Here is a 24,034-nt window from a genome sequence, read left to right as displayed (position 1 = left end):
GGGCCGTTTCGGCGCGCGCTCCGATAGCCTCCGCCCCAGCGCCCGAGCCTGTCGCACACCGCATTTGCCGGTGGAGGATCGGGTCTTCGCGTTTCTGCATCGCATCCTCGACTGGACAAGAAGGACGGCTTCATGACCGTACGCGTCGGCATCAACGGCTTCGGCCGCATTGGCCGCAACGTCTTCCGTGCCGCCAAGGCATCGGGCGCAGACATCGAGTTCGTGGCGGTCAACGACCTCACCGACCCGAAGACGCTCGCCCACCTCGTCAAGTACGACTCGCTCCTGGGGCCGTACCCGGGAACGGTCGAGGCGACGGCCGACGGCATGATCGTCGACGGCCAGGAGATCAAGATCTTCGCCGAGCGCGAGCCGGGCAACATCGACTGGGCGTCGGTCGGCGCGCAGGTCGTGATCGAGTCCACGGGCTTCTTCACCGACGCGGAGCAGGCCAAGGCCCACCTCGGCGGCGACGTCTCGAAGGTCATCATCTCCGCTCCGGCGAAGAACGAGGACATCACGCTTGTCCTGGGCGTCAACGACGACCAGTACGACAAGCAGAAGCACCACATCATCTCCAACGCGTCGTGCACGACGAACTGCCTCGCGCCGTTCGCCAAGGCGATCAACGACGCGGTCGGCATCGAGCACGGCCTGATGACGACGATCCACGCCTACACGGGCGACCAGCGCCTGCTCGACGCGCCGCACAGCGACCTGCGCCGAGCCCGCGCCGCCGCCGTCAACCTGATCCCGGCGTCGACCGGTGCCGCCAAGGCCGTCGGCCTCGTGCTGCCCGAGCTGAAGGGCAAGCTCTCCGGCTTCGCCGTCCGCGCCCCCGTCCCGACCGGCTCGGTCGTCGACCTGACGATCCGCACGTCGCGCGACACGACGGTCGAGGAGATCAACGCCGCCGTCAAGGCCGCCGCCGACGGTCCGATGAAGGGCATCCTCGCCTACACCGAGGACCCGATCGTCTCGACCGACATCACGCAGGACCCGCACAGCTCGATCTTCGACTCGCTGCTGACGGTCGCCATGGAGGGCCGGATGGTCAAGGTCGTCTCCTGGTACGACAACGAGTGGGGCTACAGCAACCGCGTCGTCGACCTCGTCGGCCGCGTCCTCTAGGCAGCACTCCGCAGTACGACGGGCCCGCGACCACGCGGGCCCGTCGTGCGTCGGACCCGAGTACCGCAGGGCCCGGAGCGCCGCCGCGTGACGCGATCACGGAACGGCCGCACCGGAGTACCGATCGCCCGTCACGCCACGGGCCGCAGCACCAGACCTTCCCGCACCCGCACCCGAGACCGAGAACACCGCCACCGATGACGACCGCCGCCGCCTCCGCCCCCATCCGGACCCTGGACGGGCTGGACGTCGCCGGCAAGCGCGTCTTCGTGCGGGTCGACTTCAACGTCCCGCTCGCGAAGGCGGACGGCGGCGCTCCCCGGACGATCACCGACGACACCCGGATCCGCGCCGCCGTGCCGACGATCCAGCGGCTGCTCGACGAGGGCGCTGCGCTCGTGCTCGCCGCCCACCTCGGTCGCCCCAAGGGGGCAGACCCGGAGCTGTCGCTGGCGCCCGTCGCCGCGCGCCTGAGCGAGCTGCTCGGCGAGCAGGTCGAGCTGGCCCCCGAGGTCGTCGGGGCCGAGGCGACCCGGCTCGCCGCCGCGCTCCAGCCCGGCACCAAGGACCACCGCGTCCTGATGCTGGAGAACGTCCGCTACGAGGCGGGGGAGACCAAGAACGACCCGGAGCTGGCCGAGGCCTACGCCGCGCTCTCCGACGGGGTCTTCGTCAACGACGCGTTCGGCGCCGCCCACCGCGCGCACGCCTCGACCGAGGGCGTCGCCCACCACGTCGCGCAGAAGGCCGCCGGCCTGCTGTTGCAGGGCGAGGTCGAGACGCTCGAGGGGATCCTTGCTGATCCGGGTCGCCCGCTGGTGGCGATCGTCGGCGGCGCCAAGGTCACCGACAAGATCGGCGTGATCGACGCCTTCCTCGACCGCGCCGACACGATCCTGATCGGCGGGGCGATGGCCTTCCCGTTCTTCAAGGCCCAGGGCCACGACGTCGGCGCGTCGCTGTGCGAGGAGGCGGGCGTCGAGCCCGCAGCCCGTGCGCTCCGCGACGCCGAGCTGAAGGGCTGCCGGCTGCTGCTCCCGAGCGACCTCTCGATCGGCCGCGAGTTCTCCGCCGACACCGAGCAGCGCGACCTCGACGGCGTCGACACCCCCGACGGCTGGATGGGCCTCGACATCGGCCCGAAGACCGCCCAGGCGTACCGCGAGGAGATCCTCTCCGCCGGCTCGGTGTTCTGGAACGGCCCGATGGGCGCGTTCGAGCTGGCGCCGTTCGCGCCCGGCACCCGCGCGGTCGCCGAGGCCGTCGCCGAGACCTCCGCGACGACCGTCGTCGGCGGCGGCGACAGCGCCGCCGCGCTCCAGCAGTTCGGCCTCGGCGACCAGGTCACCCACCTCTCGACCGGCGGCGGCGCCTCGCTGGAGCTGATCGAGGGCAAGACGCTTCCGGGCGTCGAAGTCCTCCGCTAGACCCCGTTCGCCGCGTCCCACGCGCGCCGCTCCCGGCGGCGTGGGGCCGGCCGCAGTACCGAGTACCCGCAGTCGTTCGTTCGTTCCCTGACCCCGAAGAGGTCCCGCCGATGTCCCGCACCCCGTTCGTAGCCGGCAACTGGAAGATGCACAAGACGATCGCGGAGGCCGAGGAGCTGATCACCGGCCTGCTGCCGCTGGTCGGTGCCGTCGACGACGTCCAGATCGCCGTCTGCGTCCCCTTCACCGCGATCCAGGCCGTCGTCGACTCGACCCGCGGCTCCTCGATCGAGACCTTCGCCCAGAACGTCCACCAGGCCGAGCAGGGCGCCTACACCGGCGAGATCTCGATCGCGATGCTCGACGAGCTCGAGGTCCACGGGATCGTCGTCGGCCACTCCGAGCGTCGCCAGCTCTTCGGTGAGACCGACGAGGCGCTGCGGGCCAAGGTCCCGGCGATCCTCGCCGCCGGCCTCGAGCCGATCCTCTGCGTCGGCGAGACCGAGAGCCAGCGCGAGGGTGACGAGACCGAGGCCGTCCTGCGGACGCAGGTCACCGAGGGCCTGGCCGACGTCGCCGACGAGGACCTCGCGAAGGTCACGATCGCCTACGAGCCGATCTGGGCGATCGGGACCGGCAAGGTCGCGACCCCGCAGCAGGCCCAGGACGCCTGCGCGTTCATCCGCTCGCTGGTCGCCGGCCGCTCGGCCGAGGCCGCCGCGGCGATCCGGATCCAGTACGGCGGGTCGGTCAAGCCCGACAACGCCGTCGAGCTGCTCGGCCTGCCCGACGTCGACGGCGCGCTCGTCGGCGGGGCCGCGCTCGACCCCGCCTCGTTCGCCGCGATCGTGGAAGCCGCCCGCGCATGAGCCCCGACGCCGACATCTCCGTAGGCGGCACGGCCGACGGCCGCGCCCCGGAGCCGCTGGCCCCTGAGCCCGGCTCGCTCGCCGAGTCGCTGACGGCGACCGTCGGCGTCACCCGGGACGACTGGTCGCCGGGCGTCTGCCTGGTGATCCTCGACGGCTTCGGCCTGGCCCCGGCCGGGCCGGGCAACGCGGTCAGCCTCGCCCGGACCCCCGTCTTCGACGACCTCTGGAAGCGCTTCCCGCACGGCCAGCTGATCGCTTGCGGCCCGGCCGTCGGGCTGCCCGAGGGTCAGATGGGCAACAGCGAGGTCGGCCACATGAACCTCGGCGCCGGCGCCGTGGTCAAGCAGGACCTGGTCCGGATCGACGACGCCGTCGCCGACGGCACGATCAGCGAGGTCGCGGCGATCCGCGACGCGCTCGCCGGGCCCGAGGGCGGGGGAGATGGCCCCCGCCGGGTGCACCTGATCGGGCTCGTCTCCGACGGCGGCGTGCACTCCTCGATGGAGCACCTCCAGGCCCTGATCGGCGCGGCCAGCGCGGCCGGGGTCGACGAGCTGATCGTGCACGCCTTCACCGACGGGCGCGACACGCTGCCGACGTCGGGGGCCGGCTACCTCGAGCAGGTCGAGCAGTGGTGCCGCGAGGCCTCGACCGGGGGCACGACGGCCCGGGTCGGCAGCGTGATCGGCCGCTACTTCGCGATGGACCGCGACTCCCGCTGGGAGCGGGTCCAGCAGGCCTACGACCTGATCGTCCACGGCGAGGCGCCGCACCAGGCGACGTCTGCCGTCCAGGCGGTCAAGGACGCCTACGCCCGCGACGAGACCGACGAGTTCGTGACCGCCACCCGCGTCGGTGGCGAGGCGACGATCCGGCCCGGCGACAAGGTCGTCGTCACCAACTTCCGGCCCGACCGCGTGCGCGAGATCACCCGCGCGCTGGCCGAGCCGGGGTTCCTCGAGGTCGACCGCCAGGCGGCGGCCCCGCACCCCGAGCAGACCGATCCGGCGGTCGCCCCGGTCGCGATCGACGACTACGTCTGCATGACGCAGTACAAGGCCGAGTGGCCCTACCCGGTCGCCTTCCCGCCGCGCAACCCGGACATCACCCTCGCCGACGTGATCGAGGCCACCGGTGGCGCGCAGGTCCACGTCGCCGAGACAGAGAAGTACCCGCACGTCACGTACTTCTTCAACGGGGGGATCGAGGACGAGCACCGCGACGAGTTCCGCGACGTCGTCCCGAGCCCGCGCGACGTCGCGACCTACGACGAGAAGCCGCAGATGTCCGCCCGTGAGGCGGCCGACGCGTTCGTGCGGCTGTGGCACGACCACGGCCCGACCTTTGGGATCATCAACTTCGCCAACCCGGACATGGTCGGCCACACCGGCTCGATCCCGGCGGCGGTCGAGGCGATCGAGTTCGTCGACGGCTGCCTGAAGGACGTCGTCAAGGCGGTCACCGAGAGCGGCGGCGTCTGCCTCGTGACCGCCGACCACGGCAACGCCGACAACATGCTCGAGCCGGACGGGTCGCCGAACACCGCCCACTCGCTGAACCCGGTCCCGTTCATCGTCACCCGCGACGACGTGCAGCTGCGTGACGAGGGGATCCTCGCCGACGTCGCGCCGACGGTGCTCGACCTGCTGGGGGTCGTGCAGCCGAAGGCGATGACGGGGCAGACCATGCTCGCGGGTGGTTCTCAGCGCCCGTAGGCGGCGGTTGCGTCTAAGGCGGCCGTGGACGCGGCGCATCTCGGCACGCACTCGGGGGCGTCGGTGGCAGGTGCGCCCGGGGCGGTGCCCTGACGCGGCACGGTCCGGGAGTCAGGCGGAGGACCCCGACCGGGGACGCGGTCTGCTCGATCCTCCAAGAGGGTGCTCTCGCCGTCGGCCCGACGGCGAGCGTGACGAAATGGGGTCGTGATCCCCCAGAACGGTGCGCTCGCCGTCGGGCGGCGCCTCCGCTGACTCAGTCGCGGAGCGGGGTGAGCAGGCCCGCGACCTTCGCCAGGCACGAGCCCTGGTAGCGGCCGACGGCGAGGAACGGCTCGGGGACGACGCCGTTCTCGAGTCCGCCGCTGGCGACCGAGGCGCCGTAGGGGTTGCCGCCGCTGCTGAAGACCGAGGCGTCGGTGTAGCCGGGCGGGACGATGATCGCGCCCCAGTGGTGGAAGACGTTCTCGACCGCGAGGATCGTCGACTCGTTGCCGCCGTGGGCGTTCATCGCCGAGGTGAAGGCCGTCGCCGCCTTGTTGGCCAGCGCGCCGGACTGCCACTCGCGGCCGAGCGCGTCGATGTACTGCTTGAGCTGGGCGGAGGGGTTGCCGAAGCGGGTCGGGGTCCCGAACGCGTAGCCGTCGGCCCAGAGCAGGTCGTCGGCGGTTGCGACCGGGATCTCCTGGGTGGCGTCGTGGTGCGCCTGCCAGGCCGGGTTGGCGGCGATCGCGGCGTCGGGGGCAAGCTCGGCGACCCGCCGCAGACGGACCTCCGCGCCCTGGCTCTCGGCGCCGGCGGCGACGGCCTTGGCGAGCTGGTGGATGTGGCCGGTGGCCGAGTAGTAGACGACAGCGATCTTGGTGCTCATGGGGGCTCCTGGGGGCGGAGGATCGGATGCAGCGGGGCCCGCGCGAGCCGCGCGGCCTCGGACCGTCCGCGGTGCCCCGACGACGCTCGGTGGTCGGGACTCGGACAGACGAGCCACGGCGAGCGTAGCGCCGCAGAAAAGTAATTGCAAGTGCAATTACAGCGCGGTCGCCGGCGGGGCCCCGAGGCGCGGTCGCCGGTGGTCTCGCGGGGTGCCACTCCCGGTCGCTTTGGGGTGGTTCGTGTGTCCAGTGCGGTTGGCGTCGTCGCTTGCAAGTGCAACAATGACCGGATGGCGATTGAGACCGACACGGCACCACGTCTTCTCGAGCCCCGTGAGCTGGCCGCCTGGCGCGGCATGCTGCGGACCTACGTGCTGATCCAGCGCGAGCTCGAGGTCGAGCTCGAGCGCCGGCACGGGTTGCAGAACTCGACCTACGAGGTGCTGATGCACCTCTCCGACGCCCCGGAGGGCCGGATGCGGCTGTCCGACCTGGCGACGCTGGCGATCCTCAGCCGGAGTGGCCTGACCCGGCTGATCGACCGGCTGGAGAAGGAGGGACAGGTCACCCGCGAGCGCTGCGAGACCGACGCCCGCGGCTACTTCGCCGTCCTCACCGAGGAGGGACGGGCGCGGGTGACCGCCGCCCGTCGCGAGTACCTCGACGCCGTCCGCGAGCGGTTCCTCGACCTGATGACGCCCGAGGAGCAGGAGCAGCTCGGCGGAATCTGGGCGCGTGCGCTCGAGCAGCTGGAGCCGGGCCTCAAGCCCTGACCCTCAGGCCCGGAGCCGGGCCTTCGCGTTCGTCCGGGGCAGCGCGTCGCCGCCGGCGGTCGCGGTCCCGGGCCCGAGCATCGAGGGGACCGGCGCGGCCGGCAGCGGGGCGACGACCTCCGCCGGAAGGGCCGCGCGGGCCTGGCGGACGAGCCCGGCCAGGGTCGGCGAGGTCGTCGGGAACGCCGCCCAGCCGAAGCGGGCCGGGACGACCGTGGCCAGCCGCTGCTCCAGCGCGGTCCGGTCGAGATGCTCGACGGCGACGAGCGCCAGGACCTCGTTGCCGACCGTCCGGCGGCTGTCGCACAGGCGCATGGCCGCGGCCAGGCGGCGAGCGTCGCCGGGACTCGCGCAGCGGGCGACGAACAGCGCCGCCTCGCTGTCCGTGCGCCGGCAGCGGGCGAGGTGCTGCTCGAGCGGGTCGAGCGTCGACGGGTCGGGGGCCCCGCCCAGGTGGAGGCCGACGGCGAGCGCGAGCGCGACCCCGAGCAACGCCCAGCCGGGAGCGACCGGGGCGCAGACGGCGACCGCGGCGACGATCGCGACCTCGGACGCGTCGAGCGGGCGAGAGCGATAGGCGAGCCAGCCGAGCGCGCCCGCGACCGGCACCGCCACCGCGAGCGGCGGGGCGACCAGCAGCGAAGCGGCGGCGGCGAGCAGCCAGACGGCGGCCGGCCCGAGGGCGGCCTGGGGTCCGCGCTGCGTCGAGTCGATCGGATGTGGGCCCATGGGCTCATCGAACACCGCTCGCTCCGACCGGGAAGGGGGCCTCCACCCCGGACGTGGGCCAGCGGTCCCCCCGGCGGGGGCGAGACCTCGCCCCCGCGCGGGGGAGCAACGTCCCCCGACGGCGCCTCGGCGCCCGGCGATGCTCCCGGAGATGGCGGTTGCGATGCCCCCCACGACGCAGCGCCGCGGTGCGCCCGGCCCGACTCCGGTCGCGGTGACGCTCCGCGTGACGATGACGATCGGCTCGTTCCGGCCAGTCCTCGGAGGTGCCCAGCGGCAGCTGGAGCAGCTCGGCCCGCTGCTCCGCGAGCGCGGGATCCGGACCACCGTCGTGACCCGGCGACCCCCCGGCGGCAACGTGCCGCGACGGGCGACGGTCGCCGCGCTCGACGTCGTGCGGCTCCCGGTCCCGCCGGCGTCGGGGCCGGCCTCGCTGGCCTACACCGCAGCCGGGGCGGCCTGGCTCGCGACCCACCCGGCGGACGTGGTGCACGCCCACGGGCTGCTGTCGGCGACGACCCTGGCGCTGGTCGGGGGCGCGGCCGGACGCCGCCCGATCGTGGCCAAGCCGCTCTCCTGCGGACCCCATGGGGACGTGGCGCGGCTGCTGACGAAGCCGGCGGGGCAGCGACGCCTGGAGCTGATGGCGCGGCGGGTCGCCGCGTTCGTCTGCGTCAGCGGCGAGATCGAGCGGGAGCTCGCGGACCACGGAATCCCTCCGTCCCGGCTGGTCCGGATCGCCAACGGCGTCGACGCCGAGCGGTTCCGGCCGCCGAGCCCCGAGGACGGACCGGCGGCGGAGCTTCGAGCGGCCCTCGGGCTGCCGACGGAGGGACCGCTGCTGGTCAGCTGCGCGCGGTTCGACCGGACCAAGCGGCTGGACCGACTGGTCGCCGCCCAGGCGCAGCTGCCGGGGACGCTGGTGCTCGCGGGGGAGGGGCCGGAGCGGGAGGCGCTGGCCGCTGCCGCGCGAGCGGCCGGTGTCGCCGACCGCGTCGTCCTGCTGCCGACGGTCGCGGACCCCGCGCCGCTGCTGCGGCTGGCCGACGTCTACCTGACCTGCTCCGCCCAGGACGGACTGCCCAACGCGGTCCTCGAAGCGATGGCGAGCGGCCTGCCGGTCGTCGCCGCGCGGGCCGGAGGGATCACCGAGCTGGTCGACGAAGAGACCGGAATCGTGCTGGCGTCGCCCTCCGTGGGGGCGCTGGCGCACGCGGCGATGGCGTTGCTGTCCGACGACGAACGCCGTCGACGACTCGGCCAGGCGGCGCGCCGTCGCGTCGTACAGCGGTACTCGCTGGCGATGACGGCCGACCGCCTGGCCGAGCTCTACCTTCGGGTCGGAGCGTGAGGTGGCCCGACGCGATCGTCAACGCGACGTTCTGGTCCTCTGCTACCACGCGGTCAGCGAGCGCTGGGACGACGCGCTCGCCGTGACCCCGGAGCGGCTCGCCGCCCAGGTCGCCGAGCTGGTCGGGCGCGGATACGTGGCGACGGGCTTCTCCGAGGCCGTGCTCGACCCGCCCGCGGGACGGACCCTGGCGATCACCTTCGACGACGCCTGCGAGTCGGTCCTGCGTCGGGCGAAGCCGGTCCTCGACGGGCTCGGCGTCCCGGCCACGGTCTTCGCCCCCAGCGGGTGGATCGGCGAGCCCGGACCGATGCGCTGGACCGGCATCGAGCACCACGGAGACGGACCCCACGCCGACGAGCTGGCCTGTCTCGGCTGGGACGAGCTGCGGGCGCTGGCGGCCGACGGCTGGGAGATCGGCTCCCACACGGTCACCCATCCGCACCTGAGCGCGATCGACGACGACGCGCTGGAGCACGAGCTGGCCGCGTCGCGCACCGCCCTGGAAGCGGGGCTCCAGCGCTCGGTGCTGAGCATCGCCTATCCCTACGGCGACGTCGACCCGCGGGTGATGGTGCGGGCGCGGGACGCCGGCTACCTGGCGGCCGCGGGGCTCCCGGCCCGGCCGGGCGACGACGACGCGTGGTCCTGGCCCCGGGTCGGGGTCTACCGCCGCGACGACCAGTGGCGGTTCCGGGCGAAGGTCGCGCCGGCCGTGCGGACCCTGCGACAGCGGATCGGGCGATGAGCACCGGCGCCGCCCACGAGATCCCCCCGCTCGCCGGGGACCCCGCCCGGCTGCGGGTGCTGGTCCACACCGACCAGGCCTACGGCTGGGCCGATCACCGGCTCTGGACCACCCAACCGTTCGTGCGGTTCGTGTGTGCGCTCGAGGAGCATGGCCTGGCGGTCACGCTCTGCGGCCGGTTCATCGGCGGGACGCCCGCGGGGACCGTCGCGGTCTCGCCCGGGGTCGGGTTCGTCGGCTTGCCCGACACGACCACCACCGGCGGCTCGCGGGCGATCCTGCGGGCCGGTCCCCGCGCGCTGCGGGCCTGGTGGCGGGCGCTCGGCGAGCACGACGTCGTCTGGCTGCTGGGACCGAACGTCTGGTCGTGGCCGTTCGCGATCCTGGCCCGCCTCCGCGGCGTGCCGGTCGTGCTCGGGGTCCGCCAGGACCTGCCGACCTACGTGCGCTCGCGCCACCCGCACCGCTGGCGTCCGCGGCTCGCCGCGCTGGCGCTGGACGGCGGCTTCCGGTGGCTCGCCCGCCGGCGCCCGGTGGTGGTGGTCGGGGGTGTGCTGGCGACGCGCTACCGGCGCTCGCCGACGACGCTCGACATCCGGGTCTCGTTGGTCCGCGAGGACGAGATCGCCCGCGAGCCGCGGGTGCCCTCCGCGATGCCGTCCGGCGACCGCCTCCTGCGCGGGCTCAGCGTCGGCCGCCTCGACGTCGAGAAGAACCCGCTGCTGCTGGCGGACGTCGCCAAGGCGTCGCCGCGCTGGGTGCTCGAGGTCTGCGGCGACGGGCCGCTCGCCGGGGAGCTCGACGAGCGGCTGCGCACGCTGGCCGTCGCCGACCGGGTGCGGCTGCGCGGCCAGGTCGATGGCGCCGAGCTCCGCGACCAGTACGCGCGGGCCGATGCGTTCGTGCACGTCTCCTGGACCGAGGGGGTGCCCCAGGTCCTGCTGGAGGCGTTCGCCGCCGGGATCCCCGTCGTGGCGACCGCGGTCGGCGGGGTCGCGGAGGCCGCCGAGGGGGCCGCGCTGCTGGTCCAGCCGGGCGACGCGCTCGCGGTCTCGCGGGCGCTCGAGCGGCTCCAACGGGACCCGCGGCTCGTGCACCGCCTGGTCCACCGTGGCTTCCAGATCGCTCGGGCGCACACGCTCGAGGCGGAGACCGGTGGCGTCGCGTCGCTGCTGCGGCGGACGGCGACCGGCGCCGCCGCGTACGACAGCGGATGTCAGCTGCGCGGTCCGATCGCCGATCGCGTCCGCCCCTGAGCTCACCCCGGTCTGGCGCCCGGAGCTCGTCTCGGTCCCCCCCCCGGAGCTCGTCTTGGTCCGGCCCCGGAGCTCGTCTTGGTCCGGCCCCGGAGGTCGTCCCCGTCCGGCCCCCGGAGCTCGTCCCGAGCCCCCGAGTCCGGTGGCTCAGGGACCCTGGCGGAAGGCCCGCTGCTGGATCTCCCGCGGGTCGGGCGGCTCGCCGGCGGCAATCCCCCGACGAACCCGGTTGGTCAGCCGGCCGAAGGCGACCCGCCGGTCGACGGCGGCGAGCTCGCGGCGGGCGGTCGCGTCGTCGCCGCGGCGAGCGGCGAGCACGCCGAGCATCAGGTGCGGGTACCAGGAGCGCGGGTCGCGACGGGCCGCCGCGGCAAGGGCGGTCGCCGCCGCCTGGTCGCGACCGGCCGCGATCTCGAGCACGCCCTGCTGGAGGATCGGCCGCGCGTCCCACGGCACCAGCGACGCGGCCCGCTCCGTCGCCGTCACGGCGGCGGCGGGGGAATCGGCGGCGATCGCGACCGCGCGGGCGCTGTCCCGGGCGGCGAGGAAGCTGGGAACGGCGGCGACGGTGACCACGACCAGCGCGGCGGCCAGCGCGGTCGCGAGCCGGGCACCGCCGGTCGCCCGGCCACGATCCGTCGTGGCGGCGGGCTCCGGGGCAGGTGCCGAGCCCGCGCGGCTCGGCCCCGCCGGCCCCGCCGGTGCCGCGTCGGCCAACTCCGTGCCGTCGATCGGCCCCCGGGCCACGAGCACCGCCGCGACCAGGCTCAGCGACAGCACCGTCAGCAGCGGGATCCGGGCGGTCCAGTCGACGATCGCGTCGAGCGCGAGGATCACCGCCGGCAACGACGCCGCCAGCAGCACCGAGCGAGCCGCGCCGGTCGAGCGCCGCACCCGCGCGACGACCCCGGCCGCGGCGGCGATCGCCGCCACCAGCAGTGCGATCAGGCCCGGCAGCCCGAGCTCGGCGGCGGTCCCCAGCCAGCTGTTGTGGGCCGCGATCGGGGTCGAGGCCGCCCGCCGGTGGGGCAGGTAGGCCCCGCCGAAGTTGGCCGCGCCGACCCCGGAGAGCGGATGCGTGACGGTCAGGTCGGTGGCGACCCGCCAGTAGTCCGGGCGGTTCGAGCGGAGGCCGGCGCTGAAGCGGGTCCCGGAGTTCTCGATCTGGGTGTAGTTCGGGTTGCTGAGGTCGGCGAGATCGCCGCTGGCGACGGCGAAGCCGGTCGCGGCGAGCACCAGCGCGAGGCCGCCGACGAGGACCGTCGTCCGGCTCGGCCACCAGCGGCCCGACCGCGGAAGCCGGGCGGCGATGGCGGTCTTCCTGCGTCGCCAGCCGGCCGCGATCCGGCGGCCGCGCGCGCGGCCGATCCCGCGTCGTTCCGCCCACCACAGCCCGCCACCGGCAGCGATGCCGAGGACCAGCAGCAGGACCAGGCCGGCCAGGCCCTGGGTCGCCGCGTTCGGCTCCTCGTCGAGCGCCGCCCGACGGACGTCGAGCAGCAGCGGGGTCATCGGCACCACCACCGCGATCGCGGCCAGGCCCGAGACGAGCGCCCGCCCGCGCGACGGAGCCAGCACGGCGATCAGGAACGCGATCGGGACGCCGAGCAGCAGCACGCTGCGGCTCTGGGGCAGCACGGCCCCGCCGAGCAGCGCGGCGGCGAGCCCGAGCGAGAGCGCCCGGACCGGCGGTCGGCGGTCGGCGTCGGCGCTGACCACGACCGCGATCGCCCCGCCCATCAGGGCGAGGACCGCGGTCGCGTTGGGATAGCCGGTCGGGGCGCTGAGGCGCCCGTCGATCAGCTCGAACGGATCGCCGATCGCCCCCAGCAGCCCCGAGACCAGGCCGGCGAGGGCGACCACCGGTGTGGCCGCGACCAACGTGCCGAGGGCCCGGACGGTCGGCGGCCACAGCACCACCAGCCCGAACGCTCCCGCGGTCAGCGCCATCCGCAGCGCCCCGTCGACGGCCGATCCGCGGTCGTCGGCCCAGGCGACGGAGAGCAGCGAGAGACCGGCGAGCGCGAGCAGCCCGGCCCACGCCAGCAGCGCCGGCCGCGGCGGCCGGCGGGGGCGGACGGTCGTCCGCAGCAGGATCGCGCAGGCGGCGAGCCAGAGCAGCCCGGGAACGATCAGCGTGGTGCTCAGGCCACCGCGCCAGAGCGCCCACCACGCGCACAGCGGGGCGACGGCGAGGAGCCCGCCGCCGGCCCGGAGGCTGGCGGCGAGCAGCGCGCCCAGCGGGGCCGGACGCGGACGCGACGGGGCGAGTCCGCTCGTGGTCGGCGCCGTGCCGTCAGGCGGCACGGTCGACCAGCTGTCGGTAGAGCGCTCCGTAGCGCCGGGCCGCCGTGGCGGTCGTGTGCTCGCGGGAGACGGTCGCCGCCGCAGCGACGCCGAGCCGGCGACCGAAGGCCGGGTCGTCCGCGACCCGCGCCAGCGCCACGGCCAGCGCGGCCGGATCGTGGGGCGGCACCAGCAGCCCGTCGACCCCGTCGGCGACGGCGTCGGGCACGCCGCCGACGGCGGTGCTGACGCAGGCGAGGCCGGCACCCATCGCCTCCAGCAGGCTCAACGGCAACCCTTCGTGATGGGACGGCAGGCAGAACGCGTCGGCGGTCGCCAGCAGGTCGGAGACGTCGGTCCGGTGGCCGAGCAGCAGGATCCGGTCGTCGAGCCCGCTCGCCCGGATCCGCTTCCGCAACCGCTCGTGCTCGGGACCGTCGCCGGCGATCGCGATCCGCAGGTCGGGGCGCGACGGCATCAGCCGCTCGGCCGCGGCGATCAGGTCCTCGAAGCCCTTGGCGGGCTGGAGCCGGGCGGCCGAGACGATCAGGCGACCGTCGGCGGGGACGCCGGGCGGCCGGCGGGTGGGCGGCGGGTCGGTGCGGATGAAGGCCGCGTTGGGGATCACCCGCAGGCGTCCCGCCGGGACCCGCCAACGGCGCCCGTAGGCGTTGGCGATCGTCCGCGCCGGGGCCACGATCACCGCGCGCCCGCGGGCGCTCCAGGCGTCGGCGCGCTGCCCCGCCCAGGTGTCCTCGATCAGCGGGCCGGGCATCGTGTGGAGGGTGATCACGTGGGGGACGCCCAGCACCCGCGAGGCCAGCTCGGCGTGCAGGTTGGTCGTCCCCGGATGGGAGTGGATGAGCTGCGCGCGGTGCCGCCGCCCCTGGCGGACGAGGTCGGTGGCGATCCGCAGGTCGATCAGCCGCCGACGGTGGAGCACGACGTGGCGCTCGGCGGTCTCCCGCACGATCGCCCCGAGGTCGTCGGCGTCGAGGTCATCGCCGGCGGTGCAGACGACGGTCCGCGCGAGGTCGGCGGCGGCCAGCTCGGCGACCAGCGAGACGACCATCCGCTCGGCTCCGCCGCTGCGCAGGTGATCGGTCACCTGGAGGACACGCGGCCGGCTCACCATCGGGCGAAGATCCGGGGCAGCCCGACCATCGCCCGCATCCGCGCGGTGTGGTCGTCGAGGGGCGCACACGCTCGCGGCATCGCCATCGGATCGTCGTGGCCGGGCAGCGCGACCCCGCCGGCGCACGCGAAGGCGAGCTCGACCCCGGCCCGCCGCAGCGGGTCGTGGGCACGGGGATCGTGGTCGCCGGGACCACCGAGCGGATACGAGAACATCCGCATCGAGAGGTCGAGCCGGCGGGCCAGCGTCTCGCGGCAACCTTCGATCTCGGCCTCCAGCCGCTCCGGCTCGACCCGCGAGAGGACCGGATGGTCGACGGTGTGGCCGCCGATCGCGAGCCCCTCGCGGTGCACGCGCTCGACCGCTTCCCAGTCGAGCCAGACACCGTCGGCCGCCGCGGCGGTCGGCCGTTCGCCGCCGGTCGCCCGGGCGACCTCGTCGATCAACCCGTCAGCGCGGTGCGCGGGCATCGCCGCGTACCGCGTGCAGAAACGGGTGATCCGACTCTCGTCCCAGCCGGCACGGTGGCCGATCCAGGCCAGCTCGTCCCACCACGACAGGCGCGGTCGGTCGACGAACCCGGTCGCCAGGAACAGCGTCGCGGGCAGGCCGCGAGCCCGCAGCAGCGGCCACGCGACCTCGCCGGTGTCGCGGTAGCCGTCGTCGAAGGTGATCGCGACCCGCCGCCCGAGCTTGCGGGACCGCGGCTCGAGCAGCGAGTCGATCGAGACGACGTCGGCCTCGCGCTCGAGCACGGCGAGCTGGTCGTCGAACTCGGCGACGTCGGCGCTGAAGAGGCCGCGGTTGAGCGGCGAGCACGAGGCGTCGCCGATCCGGTGGTAGACGAGCACGAGGGTGCCGGTCCAGCGTCCGGCCTGACGCAGCAGATGACGGAGTGGCGTGGTCTCCAGGGCCCGCGCGGCGACGCTGGTGACACCCATCACGAGACCGCCGTTCCGGATCGGGAGGGAACGCGTCGTCCGGCTCGGCGGACGGCGCCGCCGAGCAGCACCCGCGGCCGACGGCGACGGACGCGGAGGGTCAGCTGCCGCCGATCGAGCCGGGCCAGCTCGCGCTTGTAGGGCGCGGACCCGGTCAGCAGGTCGTACTCGGCGATCCCCAGCTCGGCGCAGACCCCCATCGCGAGCGTGTGGGTGACGAACCCGGGCTTGTCGTGACGGTCGAGCGAGCCGGCCATGCCGCCGGTGTAGGAGAGCGCCCGGTGCCCGTCGCGGAGGACCGCCACGCAGCCGACCGTCCGCCGTGGGCTGCGGGCCCGCAGGAGCAGCAGCAGGCCCGAGGGGACGAGCGCGTCGACGAGATCGCGGTGGAACCCGGCGAAGCGCGGATCGGCGAAGGCTCCGCCGGCGAAGCGCTGCTCGTGGAGCACGATCAGCTCGTCGAGGATCGCGTGGGCCGCGGCCACGTCGTCGGCCAGCTCGATCGTGGCCGGCCCGTCGCCGCGCAGCGCCCGGCGGACCTGCTGGCGGGTGCGGGCGGGGAGGGCCGGCAGCGCGTCGCCGTCGTCGACGGCGTCCAGCCGGACCGACGGGCTCGGCTCGCCGTAGGCCTCGAGCGACGGGTCGGCGGCGAGCAGCGCGGCCGCGTCACCAGCGTCGAACCGCTCGATCCGCAGCTCGTCCCAGCGCTGTTGCCGGTGGATGCCGGTCATCAGCGCGGCGGCCACGGCGTCGCGGTCGTCGGCGCCGGCGAGCAGCCGTTGGTAGGGCGCCTCGACGCCCGACCCGGTCGGCTCGCCGGAGGTGCCGAGGTGCGCGGTCCGGAGCGGGATCCGGCCCCGCTGGCGGTGGCCGTCGGCGACCAGCGCGGCGCCGATCGGGGTCTCGCCGCGTCGCACGACCGCGACCCGATGGGGGACGGCGTCCCCGTAGCGGGCGCTCCAGGCGCGGCTCCAGGCGGTCGAGGTGGTGGCAGCCGGGGGCGTGTGGGCGCTGAGCTCGTCCCAGATCGCCCAGGCCCGCTCGTCGGCGGGCAGCCAGCTGAGGCGCTCGTCGCTCACGCGGGTCGCGGGTCGCTCGCGGGATGGACGGCGCCGCGGTAGGCGGCGACGATCGTGGCGTCGTCGACCGGCTGCTCGGCGCGCCGGCCGAGGAAGAACGTGCCCCCGGCCGCGTCGACTCCTCCGCCGCGGCGGACGAGCCAGGGGTCGAACCAGGTCAGCCAGAACGTGCCCAGCGACGCGATCCGGCGGAGCAGCGCGTGGGCGATCCGCGAGTCGCCGGCGAACGCCATCAGGAAGTAGCTGATCTGCCAGGCGAGCGCCATCCCCGGGCCGTTGTGGGCACCGGCGCGGATCTCCTCGAACTGGTGCAGCAGCCGGCGGTGGCCGGAGAGCGTCCAGCGGGTGAAGTCGAGGCCGCCGTTGAAGACGGCCTGGAGGAACGCCGTCTCCGAGTAGAGCAGCCCGGAGGGGGCCAGCACGCGGTGGAACTCGGCGGCGGCGCGAACCGGGTCGCCGAGCTCGCTGAAGACCCCCTGGCAGACGATCGCGTCGAACGTCGCGTCGGCGAACGGCAGCGCGTGGGCGTCGCAGATCAGCCGCGTCCGGGGCCCGGCGACGACGTCGGTCTCGACCAGCTGGATGTGGTCGGCCTCGCGCAGGGTCTCGAAGCCGATCCCGTCGTTGGCGCCGCCGACCACGAGCACGGTGGTGTGGTCGCTGCGGACCCGCAGCAGCTGGGCCAGCTCGCGGTAGTTCGTCTCGGAGCCGACGTTGCGCGTGATCGAGGGCGGCAGGTGGGCCAGCCGCCGGCCGAGCCCGACGAGTCCCTCGCGGATCCGGGACCGCCCGTCCGACCGCGACTCCGCCGGCGGCACGCCCGCGCTGCCGGGGGGCAGGACGACGGGGATCCCGTCGACGACCGGGTGCCTCGACGGGCCTCCGTCGACGAGCAGCGAGCCGTCGACGGCGCGGGTCAGCTTGGCGCCGGTCGCCGGATCGCGCAGGAGCGTGAGCAGGTCGGCTTGGGTGACGGTGGTGCTGGGCATCTGTGTCGCTCGCGAATCGTGGGGACAGCTCGATTGGACCGCGAACACGGCGTCCACGAGGAGGATCACCGTGCCGTGGATGGGGGAGGAACGTCCCCTTGCGGCAGCTAGGACGGTCGACCGTCGTGACCGACCATCAGCGGTGCAGGGCCGTCGCCGTCGCCGCCGACCACCGGGCGGGGGCGCGACGGGGGCGGCGCGGACGGGCCGCCCCGCCGTCGACCGACCAGGCCGCGCAGCTCCGCGACGACGTCGGGGGCCAGCAGCGCCACCGCGAGGGCCGCGCCGATCGCGCCGCCGAGGGTCGCCATCGCCAGCGCGAAGGCGTCTTCGGCGGGCAGCACCAGCCGCATGCCGCCGGCGCCCACGATCACCCCGAGGGTTGCGAAGACCCCGGGTCCGAGCGCGGTCAGCAGCGCGCGCGGTGGGATCCGCAGCGCGTACGCGACGAGCAGCGAGATCGTCAGGCAGTTGGCGGCCCCGATCGCGGCCCGCGCCCAGGCGACGGCGACGATCCCGCCCGGAGCGGCGGCGATCATCGCCCCGATCAGCAGCGGGATCGTCAGCAGGTTGAGGGCGACCAGCGTGCGCTGACGACCGATCGCCTTGAAGACGTCGCCGAGCGGGAACGACAGGGCCACGAAGACGCTCATCGCGGCGATCGCGGCGAGCACGTCGCCCGCCGGTCTCCACCGTTCGGAGAAGGCGACCACGACCAGCGGCACCGCGACGATCACCAGCCCGGTGCCGATCGGCATCGCGTAGAGCGCGCAGTAGCGGAGCAGCCCGAGGGTCGATGGCCCGAGCTGGTCGGGGTCGTCGGCCCGGCGCCGGGAGAGGGCGGGGAAGGCGACGTCGGACACGCTCCAGGCGACGTTCTCGATCACCAGCTCCGGGATCCGGTAGGCGACGGCGTAGAGGCCGAGGGCGCCGGCCCCGAGCGCCTGGGCGACCACGACGGTGTCGGCCCGGACCCCGATCGCCGCGACCAGCTCCAGGGCCATCGCTCCCGAGCTGTAGCCGGCCATGCTCCGGAGCAGCGCGCGGTCGAGCCGGAGCGTCGGCCGGAACGGGGCCAGCATCCAGAGGCTCAGCGACCAGGCCGCCGTGCCCGCCAACATCCCGACGACCAGGGAGATCGCGCCGAGGCCGCCGAGCGCGAGCGCGATCGAGACGACCCCGCGGACCGCGGCCCGGATCAGCTGGGGGATCACCCGTCGGCGGAAGGCCATGCCCCGCAGCAGCAGCGCGTCCTGGATGTTGCCGAAGCCGGTGAGGAGCGGGTTGCAGGCGGCGACGCGGAACAGGTCGACGTGCTCGGACATCCCGAAGGCCGCCGCCACGGCGGGGGCGAGCAGGACGCCGAGGACGGTCAGACCGCAGGCCAGCAGCAGGTTGGCGGTGAACGCGCTCTGGACCCGCGCGGTGATCCCCTGCTCCTGCTCGTAGACGACGGTCGCCCGCAGCCCGAGGTCGCTGATCAGCTCGATGACCGCGATGTAGGCGACGATCGCGGCGACGATCCCGAAGTCGTCCGGGACCAGCAGCCGGGCCAGGATCAGCGTCGTGATCAGGGTCGAGGCCTTGCTGGTGACGAACGCCGCGGTCGACCAGACGACGCCGGACGCCGTGCGGCGGCCCCAGGTGTCGGAACCGCTCATGCCGGTACGGCGTCCGGCGTGGCGGGTACGACATCGACGCAGGTCCGGAACCACAGCTCCAGGCAGAGCAGCGACCACAGCGGCAGCGTCCGGTCGAGGCCGCGGTGGTGCTCGTCGAGCAGCCGCTCGACCGCCGTGCGCCGGAACAGCCCGCGGTCGATCGTCGAGGGGTCGAGCAGGACGTCCTCGGCCATGCCCCGCAGGTCGCCGCGCAACCAGCCGCCGATCGGCACCGCGAAGCCCTGCTTCGGGCGCGAGACGACGTCGGCCGGCAGCCATTCGGTGGCGATCCGGCGCAGGATCCGCTTGCCGCGGAGGTGCTCGACCGGCAGCCGCGCGGCCAGCTCCAGCAGCCGGTGGTCGAGCAGCGGGGAACGGACCTCGAGGCCGTGGGCCATGCTCGCCAGGTCGACCTTCGGCAGCAGGTCGTCGGCGAGGTAGGTCGTCCGGTCGGCCTCCATCACCCGGTCGGTCCAGTCGAGCCCGGCGCCCGCGTCCCAGGCCGCGCGGAGGTGGCCGAGCGGGTCGTGGCCGGCGACCGCGTCGCGCATCGCCGGGCCGTAGAGGTCGCCGCGGAGGTCGCTCGGCAGGACCGCGAGCAGGTCCCCGTAGCGGGCCGCCGGATCGAGCGCGAGCCGCCGCGCGAGGCGGGCGGCGCGGGGCAGCGGCGCCCGGCCCTCGTCGCCACCGGCGATCCGCAGCAGCAGCGCGGCGAGGCCACGGCGGGCGCTCGGCGGGATCAGCTCGGCCGGGCGGGTCCGGGCGAGCTGGGCATAGCGGCGGTAGCCGGCGAACGCCTCGTCGCCGCCGTCGCCGGTCAGGACCACGGTCAGCGCCTGCCGGGTCAGCTCGGAGAGCTGGAAGGTCGGCACGACCGCGGGGTCCGCGAACGGCTCGCCGCAGTGCCAGGCGACCCGGGTCAGCAGCTCGCGATCGACCGAGCTCACCCGCAGCTCGTGATGGACGGCGCCGACGTGGTCGGCGACGCGACGGGCGTAGGGCGACTCGTCGAACTGCTGCTCGTCGAAGCCGACGCAGTAGGTCTGGACGGGGCGGCCGGAGCGGCGGGCCATCGCGGCGACGACCACGCTCGAGTCGAGCCCGCCCGAGAGGAACGCGCCCAGCGGCACGTCGGCCCGCAGCCGGACGTCGACGGCGTCCTCGATCGCGTCGCGGACGAGCGCGGTCGACTGCTCGATCGTCACGTCGAGCTTCGGGGCCCGTTGCGGCGTCCACCAGGTCCAGACGTGCGGCTGACCGCCCGGGCGCCAGCGGAGGGCGCCGCCCGGCGGCAGTCGGCGGAGGGCCGCGAACGCGCTCTGGCCGTGGGGCACGTAGCCGCCGGCGAGGAACGAGTCGATCGCGGTCGGGTCGACGTCGCGGGGGACGGCGGGATCCTGGAGGATCGCGCGCGGCTCCGACGCGAACCGCAGGGCGCCGTCCCACAGCGCCCAGTAGAGCGGCTTCTTGCCGACCCGGTCGCGGGCGCAGAACAGCTCGCCGTGGCGTCCGTCCCAGACCGCGATCGCGAACATCCCCCGCAGCTGCTCGAGCGCGGCCGGACCCAGCTCCTCCCAGAGGTGGACGACGACCTCGAGGTCGCTGCCGCCGGCGAAGCGGTGGCCGCGGGCCTGGAGCGCGGCCCGCAGCGCGGGCTCGCCGTAGATCTCCCCGTTGCCGACGAGCACGATCCGGCCGTCCTCGCTGGTCAGCGGCTGGTCGCCGTGGAGCGGGTCGATCACCGCCAGCCGCCGCATCCCGAGCGCGACCGGGCCCTCGCAGAGGCTGCCCGCCCCGTCGGGGCCGCGGTGGACGATCGCGTCCATCATCCGCTCCAGCAGCCGGGGGTCGGCCGGGCGCCCGTCGGTCACCATGCCCGCGATCCCACACATCAGCGGACCGCGTTCCAACGGACGTCCTGGCCTTCGCGGAGGGCGCGGATGATGCCCGCGCCGGTCGCGGCGACCCCGATCGTCAGCTCGCGCGCCGCGCGTGCCGGTCTCCGGGCTCGGCCCGGGGGCTCGATCCCGACCGCCGACAGCAGTCCGACCGCGTGGACTCCGAGCTGGAGCCCGAGCAACGCCCGGTAGCGGGGCCGCGAACGCAGCGCGAGCCCCGCCCCGAGCGTCCCGGCCAGCAGCGCCGGCAGCGCTAGCCGGCCGAGCTTGTGGCTGGTGACGCGCCACGCGAAGGCGGGCGGGAGCGTCCGCAGCTGCCCCGCGAGCTGGACCCGTCCGGCGCCGATCCGGCGCCGTCGCTCGAGCTCGTCGCGGGTCGAGAGCGGCGGCTCCTCGGCCCCGGCGGCCGGCTCGTAGATCACCCGGCCGCCCTCGCGGACGAGGTGGCAGAGCAGCCAGAGGTCGTCGTTGACGACGTCGTCGGGGAAGGCGGTCAGGGCCGCACGCCGGACCGCGAAGAACGCGCCGAACGCCCCGGCGACGGAGCCGGAGCGGGACTCCAGCCCGAGCAGCCGGTGCTCGTAGGCGGCGTAGGCCCCGCCGCTGTTCGACCAGCGGCCGGAGACCCCACTCACGGTCGGGTCGGCGAAGTGGCGGACGGCCTGGCGCAGCGCGTCCGGCTGCAGCGGGGTGTGGGCGTCGGTCAGCAGCACCAGCTCGCCGGTCGCGTGGGCGAGCGCGTGGTTGATCGCGGTCGGCTTGCCGCAGCGCTCCGGCAGCAGCACGACCGTCGCCTGCGGGGCGGCGGTCCGCGCGAGCGCGGCGAGCTCGGGGTCGCCGTCGATCGCGACGACCAGCTGGAGCTGCTCCGGCGGGTAGTCGAGCGCGCCCAGCGCGGCGAGCTTGCCCGGCAGGCTGTCGTGCTCGCGGTAGGCGGGGACGACCACCGTCACCGCGGGCAGCTCGGGACCGGTCGTCCACGGGCGCGGCCGGCGGACGGCGAGCGAGAGCGGGTAGCCGGCGACGGTCCAGGCGATCCCGGCCGCGCTGGCGGCGTAGACGGCCTGGGCTCCGGCGGTCCGGGGGCTCATGACGGCACCCCTGCCCGCGGCCGCGGTCGCGGTCGCGGTCGCGGTCGGGCGTCGGGCTTGCCGTCGTCGGGCTCGTCGGGCGCGTGGGTCGCGGTCCACCCGAGCGCCAGGCCGAGGCCGGCCAGCAGGTACAGCAGCCGGAGCTGGCTGCCGTGGAGGAAGAGGCTGCCGACGAGGTAGGTGCCGAGCGCGATCGCGACGGTCCGGGTCTCGGGGTAGCGGCGGGCGCGCCAGAGCGCGCCGGCGACGATCAGGCCGGCGCCGATCCAGCAGAGCAGCCCGACGAGCCCCTCCTCGGCGGCGATCTGGAGCGGCAGGCTGTGCGGCGCGCGGCTGCTGCGGGGGTCGTTGCCGATCCGGCGGGCGTAGTCGCGGTAGCGGGCCGGGTAGCCGCCGGGGCCGACCCCGAGCAGCGGGTGCTCGCTGGCCATCGTCACCGCGATCATGTTCTCGCTCGCGCGGCCGGCGACGGTCCGGCCCTCGGCACCGCCGAGCTGGCCGCCGAAGAGCGGGGTCAAGGCGAGCACGGCGACCACGGACAGGACCGCGAGCGCGCGGCTGCGGCGATCGCCCGTGATCGCGATCGCGATCACGGCGAAGCCGGCGGCGAGCAGCGCCCCGCGCGATCCGGTCGCGAGGATCCCGCCGACGATCGCCAGCAGGCTCACGGAGCCGAGCAGCGTCCGTCCGCCACCGCGTCCGAGCAGCACGAGCGCGGGCGCGACCAGCGTCGCCAGCGAGAGCGCGAAGAAGTTGGGCTCGCCGAACGGTCCGGCGGCCCGCATGTGGCCGACGCCTTCGCTGACGACCGGGAAGAGCGCCGACGGACCGACCAGGATCGACCAGACCGCACCGCCCCCGAGCACCACCGCGACGGCGCTGAGCGCGGTCAGGGCGCGGTCGACGTCGACCCGCCCGCGGACGCACCAGGCACCGATCAGGAGGAACAGCAGGTCGCGGATCGGGTCGGCGATGGTGAGGCCGGCCGGGTCGCCGGCTGCGAGCCAGCTGAGGACGACGGCGGCGCCGAGCAGGCCGACGACCCGCAGCGGCTCGGCGGCGATCGACGGCACCCGCGCGGCACGGACCGCGCCGGCGGCGGCGAGCGCGATCCCGCCGTACTGGATCGGTGACGGCAGCCCGCCGAGCAGGGTCGCGTCGATCGCGGTCCAGGTCAGGGCGGCGAAGGCCGGCAGGATCCAGCGTGGCCAGCGGATCAGGAAGATCGCGACCGCGCAGCCGGCGACGACGAGTGGCGCCGCGGCCGGGCGTGCGGCGGTGATCTGGAGCGTGCCCAGGGCGGCGGCGCCGGTGACGGTGACGAGCCCGATCAGGATCGGGGTGTCCGACGCCCGACGGACGTCCGGCGTCGGACGGTCGAGGGTCACCATCACCGGGAGGCGGGGGACTTGGGCACGGGCGCGCTCACGGGCTTGTTCACCGGCTTCTTCACGGGCTTGCTCACGGGCTTGCTCACGGGTTTGTTCACGGGCTTGCTCGCGCCGACTCGCGGCCGTCGCCGATGGCGGCGTTGCGGCACGTGCATCTGCCGGGCGGCGAGGTCCGGGACCAGCCGCCGAGCGCCGAGCAGGACCGCGGTCCCGGCCAGCAGCGCGAGGGCGAGCACGACCAGGATCAGCATCGGGGTCGCCGGCCCGCCGGGGGTCGCCACGGTCGGGCGCACGAGGGTGTTGATCGTCCAGCTGTCGGCGAGCAGCCGCTGGGCCGGCTTGGCGTTGGCGAGCAGCTCGCTGAGCGCGGGCTGGACGGCGTCGCGGGCCCCGGTCGCGGTGATGCCGACCACGCGCGAGTCGGGCACGGCACGGGCGGCGAACGTGACCCCGGGCGCCTGGACCTTGGCCGCGAGGTCCGGGGAGGAGAGCAGCTCGACCAGCGTGCCGAGCGTCCCCGCGGTCGAGAACGACTCGAAGGCGCTCGGGGTCTCCTTGGCCGTCGTCACGGGCACGAGCACCACCTGGCTGTGGCTCTGGTAGCTCAGCGAGCGGGTCGCGACGTAGCTGAGGCCGAGGACGAGGACGGCGATCGCCAGCAGCGCGGCGAGGATCCGGTCGACGCGCAT

At 75.1% G+C, this 24,034-nt stretch carries 20 protein-coding genes; 8 read left to right on the top strand and 12 right to left on the bottom strand.

Going from position 1 to position 24,034, the window contains the following annotated elements:
- The first annotated feature begins 132 nt into the window (after positions 1-132).
- The 4 genes from gap to gpmI all read left to right on the top strand — a co-directional run bounded on the left by gap (position 133) and on the right by gpmI (position 5,145).
- Positions 133-1,131 (top strand): type I glyceraldehyde-3-phosphate dehydrogenase, encoded by a 999-nt coding sequence (gene gap / locus ACVUH9_RS10550; protein ID WP_475756635.1) that lies wholly within the window; start codon positions 133-135, stop codon positions 1,129-1,131.
- Between the two features lie 197 nt (positions 1,132-1,328).
- Positions 1,329-2,558, top strand: a complete 1,230-nt coding sequence (locus ACVUH9_RS10545; RefSeq protein WP_475756633.1) for a phosphoglycerate kinase — start codon at positions 1,329-1,331, stop codon at positions 2,556-2,558.
- Between the two features lie 110 nt (positions 2,559-2,668).
- Positions 2,669-3,427, top strand: a complete 759-nt coding sequence (gene tpiA, locus ACVUH9_RS10540) for a triose-phosphate isomerase (RefSeq protein WP_475756631.1) — start codon at positions 2,669-2,671, stop codon at positions 3,425-3,427.
- Positions 3,424-5,145 carry a 2,3-bisphosphoglycerate-independent phosphoglycerate mutase gene (gene gpmI / locus ACVUH9_RS10535; protein ID WP_475756630.1) on the top strand — a complete coding sequence of 574 codons (1,722 nt, stop codon included), beginning with the start codon at positions 3,424-3,426 and terminating at the stop codon, positions 5,143-5,145. The genes tpiA and gpmI overlap by 4 nt, the downstream gene beginning before the upstream one ends.
- A gap of 256 nt (positions 5,146-5,401) precedes the next feature.
- On the opposite strand, the gene wrbA is transcribed toward gpmI, so the two are convergent.
- Positions 5,402-6,016, bottom strand: a complete 615-nt coding sequence (gene wrbA, locus ACVUH9_RS10530) for an NAD(P)H:quinone oxidoreductase (protein WP_475756628.1) — start codon at positions 6,014-6,016, stop codon at positions 5,402-5,404.
- A 291-nt stretch (positions 6,017-6,307) separates the two neighbouring features.
- Here wrbA and ACVUH9_RS10525 point away from each other — a divergent pair, with 291 nt between their 5' ends.
- Positions 6,308-6,790, top strand: coding sequence for a MarR family winged helix-turn-helix transcriptional regulator (locus tag ACVUH9_RS10525; RefSeq protein ID WP_475756627.1), 483 nt, complete (start codon positions 6,308-6,310; stop codon positions 6,788-6,790).
- Between the two features lie 3 nt (positions 6,791-6,793).
- Here ACVUH9_RS10525 and ACVUH9_RS10520 read toward each other — a convergent pair whose 3' ends face one another.
- Entirely contained in the window at positions 6,794-7,519 is a 726-nt protein-coding gene (locus ACVUH9_RS10520; protein WP_475756625.1) for a hypothetical protein, read from the bottom strand.
- 163 nt (positions 7,520-7,682) lie between these two features.
- Here ACVUH9_RS10520 and ACVUH9_RS10515 point away from each other — a divergent pair, with 163 nt between their 5' ends.
- From ACVUH9_RS10515 to ACVUH9_RS10505, 3 genes are read left to right on the top strand one after another with little or no spacing between them, the layout of a single operon-like run.
- On the top strand, positions 7,683-8,870 hold the full coding sequence (locus ACVUH9_RS10515) for a glycosyltransferase family 4 protein (RefSeq protein WP_475756623.1): 1,188 nt from the start codon (positions 7,683-7,685) through the stop codon (positions 8,868-8,870).
- 1 nt (position 8,871) lies between these two features.
- Positions 8,872-9,618 carry a polysaccharide deacetylase family protein gene (locus ACVUH9_RS10510; RefSeq protein ID WP_475756621.1) on the top strand — a complete coding sequence of 249 codons (747 nt, stop codon included), beginning with the start codon at positions 8,872-8,874 and terminating at the stop codon, positions 9,616-9,618.
- Positions 9,615-10,874 carry a glycosyltransferase family 4 protein gene (locus ACVUH9_RS10505; RefSeq protein WP_475756619.1) on the top strand — a complete coding sequence of 420 codons (1,260 nt, stop codon included), beginning with the start codon at positions 9,615-9,617 and terminating at the stop codon, positions 10,872-10,874. Before ACVUH9_RS10510 ends, ACVUH9_RS10505 begins: the two co-directional genes overlap by 4 nt.
- Before the next feature lie 147 nt (positions 10,875-11,021).
- Here the strand turns inward: ACVUH9_RS10505 and ACVUH9_RS10500 are convergent, their stop codons facing one another.
- The 10 genes from ACVUH9_RS10500 to ACVUH9_RS10455 form a co-directional block, all read right to left on the bottom strand.
- Positions 11,022-13,181, bottom strand: coding sequence for an O-antigen ligase family protein (locus tag ACVUH9_RS10500; protein WP_475756617.1), 2,160 nt, complete (start codon positions 13,179-13,181; stop codon positions 11,022-11,024).
- Positions 13,171-14,292: a glycosyltransferase gene (locus ACVUH9_RS10495; RefSeq protein WP_475756615.1), complete on the bottom strand. Its 1,122-nt coding sequence runs from the start codon at positions 14,290-14,292 to the stop codon at positions 13,171-13,173. The genes ACVUH9_RS10500 and ACVUH9_RS10495 overlap by 11 nt, the downstream gene beginning before the upstream one ends.
- Positions 14,289-15,236, bottom strand: coding sequence for a polysaccharide deacetylase family protein (locus ACVUH9_RS10490; protein WP_475756613.1), 948 nt, complete (start codon positions 15,234-15,236; stop codon positions 14,289-14,291). The genes ACVUH9_RS10495 and ACVUH9_RS10490 overlap by 4 nt, the downstream gene beginning before the upstream one ends.
- The gene (locus ACVUH9_RS10485) at positions 15,236-16,315 is read right to left on the bottom strand and encodes a GNAT family N-acetyltransferase (protein WP_475756611.1); all 1,080 of its coding nucleotides are present in this window, start codon (positions 16,313-16,315) and stop codon (positions 15,236-15,238) included. Before ACVUH9_RS10485 ends, ACVUH9_RS10490 begins: the two co-directional genes overlap by 1 nt.
- Positions 16,312-17,304: a methyltransferase domain-containing protein gene (locus tag ACVUH9_RS10480; protein WP_475756609.1), complete on the bottom strand. Its 993-nt coding sequence runs from the start codon at positions 17,302-17,304 to the stop codon at positions 16,312-16,314. Before ACVUH9_RS10480 ends, ACVUH9_RS10485 begins: the two co-directional genes overlap by 4 nt.
- 107 nt (positions 17,305-17,411) lie before the next feature.
- Positions 17,412-18,965: an oligosaccharide flippase family protein gene (locus ACVUH9_RS10475; RefSeq protein WP_475756607.1), complete on the bottom strand. Its 1,554-nt coding sequence runs from the start codon at positions 18,963-18,965 to the stop codon at positions 17,412-17,414.
- The gene (gene asnB, locus ACVUH9_RS10470; RefSeq protein ID WP_475756958.1) at positions 18,962-20,857 is read right to left on the bottom strand and encodes an asparagine synthase (glutamine-hydrolyzing); all 1,896 of its coding nucleotides are present in this window, start codon (positions 20,855-20,857) and stop codon (positions 18,962-18,964) included. The genes ACVUH9_RS10475 and asnB overlap by 4 nt, the downstream gene beginning before the upstream one ends.
- A complete protein-coding gene (locus tag ACVUH9_RS10465; RefSeq protein WP_475756606.1) occupies positions 20,857-21,954 on the bottom strand; it encodes a glycosyltransferase in 1,098 nt (365 codons plus the stop codon). The genes asnB and ACVUH9_RS10465 overlap by 1 nt, the downstream gene beginning before the upstream one ends.
- The gene (locus ACVUH9_RS10460; RefSeq protein ID WP_475756604.1) at positions 21,951-23,345 is read right to left on the bottom strand and encodes an O-antigen ligase family protein; all 1,395 of its coding nucleotides are present in this window, start codon (positions 23,343-23,345) and stop codon (positions 21,951-21,953) included. The genes ACVUH9_RS10465 and ACVUH9_RS10460 overlap by 4 nt, the downstream gene beginning before the upstream one ends.
- Positions 23,345-24,034, bottom strand: a complete 690-nt coding sequence (locus tag ACVUH9_RS10455) for a hypothetical protein (protein WP_475756602.1) — start codon at positions 24,032-24,034, stop codon at positions 23,345-23,347. Before ACVUH9_RS10455 ends, ACVUH9_RS10460 begins: the two co-directional genes overlap by 1 nt.

The sequence above is a fragment of the Patulibacter ginsengiterrae genome (genome assembly GCF_056269115.1).
The sequence above is the reverse complement of the archived record's forward strand: the minus strand, read 5'-3'. Positions and strand labels throughout refer to the sequence as shown.

Coding starts and splice junctions, on each gene's coding strand:
- tpiA (WP_475756631.1), top strand. CDS start 2,669: ATGTCCCGCACCCCGTTCGTAGCCGGCAACTGGAAGATGCACAAGACG.
- ACVUH9_RS10520 (WP_475756625.1), bottom strand. CDS start 7,519: ATGGGCCCACATCCGATCGACTCGACGCAGCGCGGACCCCAGGCCGCC.
- ACVUH9_RS10460 (WP_475756604.1), bottom strand. CDS start 23,345: ATGGTGACCCTCGACCGTCCGACGCCGGACGTCCGTCGGGCGTCGGAC.
- gap (WP_475756635.1), top strand. CDS start 133: ATGACCGTACGCGTCGGCATCAACGGCTTCGGCCGCATTGGCCGCAAC.
- asnB (WP_475756958.1), bottom strand. CDS start 20,857: ATGTGTGGGATCGCGGGCATGGTGACCGACGGGCGCCCGGCCGACCCC.
- wrbA (WP_475756628.1), bottom strand. CDS start 6,016: ATGAGCACCAAGATCGCTGTCGTCTACTACTCGGCCACCGGCCACATC.
- ACVUH9_RS10525 (WP_475756627.1), top strand. CDS start 6,308: ATGGCGATTGAGACCGACACGGCACCACGTCTTCTCGAGCCCCGTGAG.
- ACVUH9_RS10465 (WP_475756606.1), bottom strand. CDS start 21,954: ATGAGCCCCCGGACCGCCGGAGCCCAGGCCGTCTACGCCGCCAGCGCG.
- ACVUH9_RS10480 (WP_475756609.1), bottom strand. CDS start 17,304: ATGCCCAGCACCACCGTCACCCAAGCCGACCTGCTCACGCTCCTGCGC.
- ACVUH9_RS10490 (WP_475756613.1), bottom strand. CDS start 15,236: ATGGGTGTCACCAGCGTCGCCGCGCGGGCCCTGGAGACCACGCCACTC.
- ACVUH9_RS10475 (WP_475756607.1), bottom strand. CDS start 18,965: ATGAGCGGTTCCGACACCTGGGGCCGCCGCACGGCGTCCGGCGTCGTC.
- ACVUH9_RS10515 (WP_475756623.1), top strand. CDS start 7,683: ATGCCCCCCACGACGCAGCGCCGCGGTGCGCCCGGCCCGACTCCGGTC.
- ACVUH9_RS10455 (WP_475756602.1), bottom strand. CDS start 24,034: ATGCGCGTCGACCGGATCCTCGCCGCGCTGCTGGCGATCGCCGTCCTC.
- ACVUH9_RS10545 (WP_475756633.1), top strand. CDS start 1,329: ATGACGACCGCCGCCGCCTCCGCCCCCATCCGGACCCTGGACGGGCTG.
- gpmI (WP_475756630.1), top strand. CDS start 3,424: ATGAGCCCCGACGCCGACATCTCCGTAGGCGGCACGGCCGACGGCCGC.
- ACVUH9_RS10505 (WP_475756619.1), top strand. CDS start 9,615: ATGAGCACCGGCGCCGCCCACGAGATCCCCCCGCTCGCCGGGGACCCC.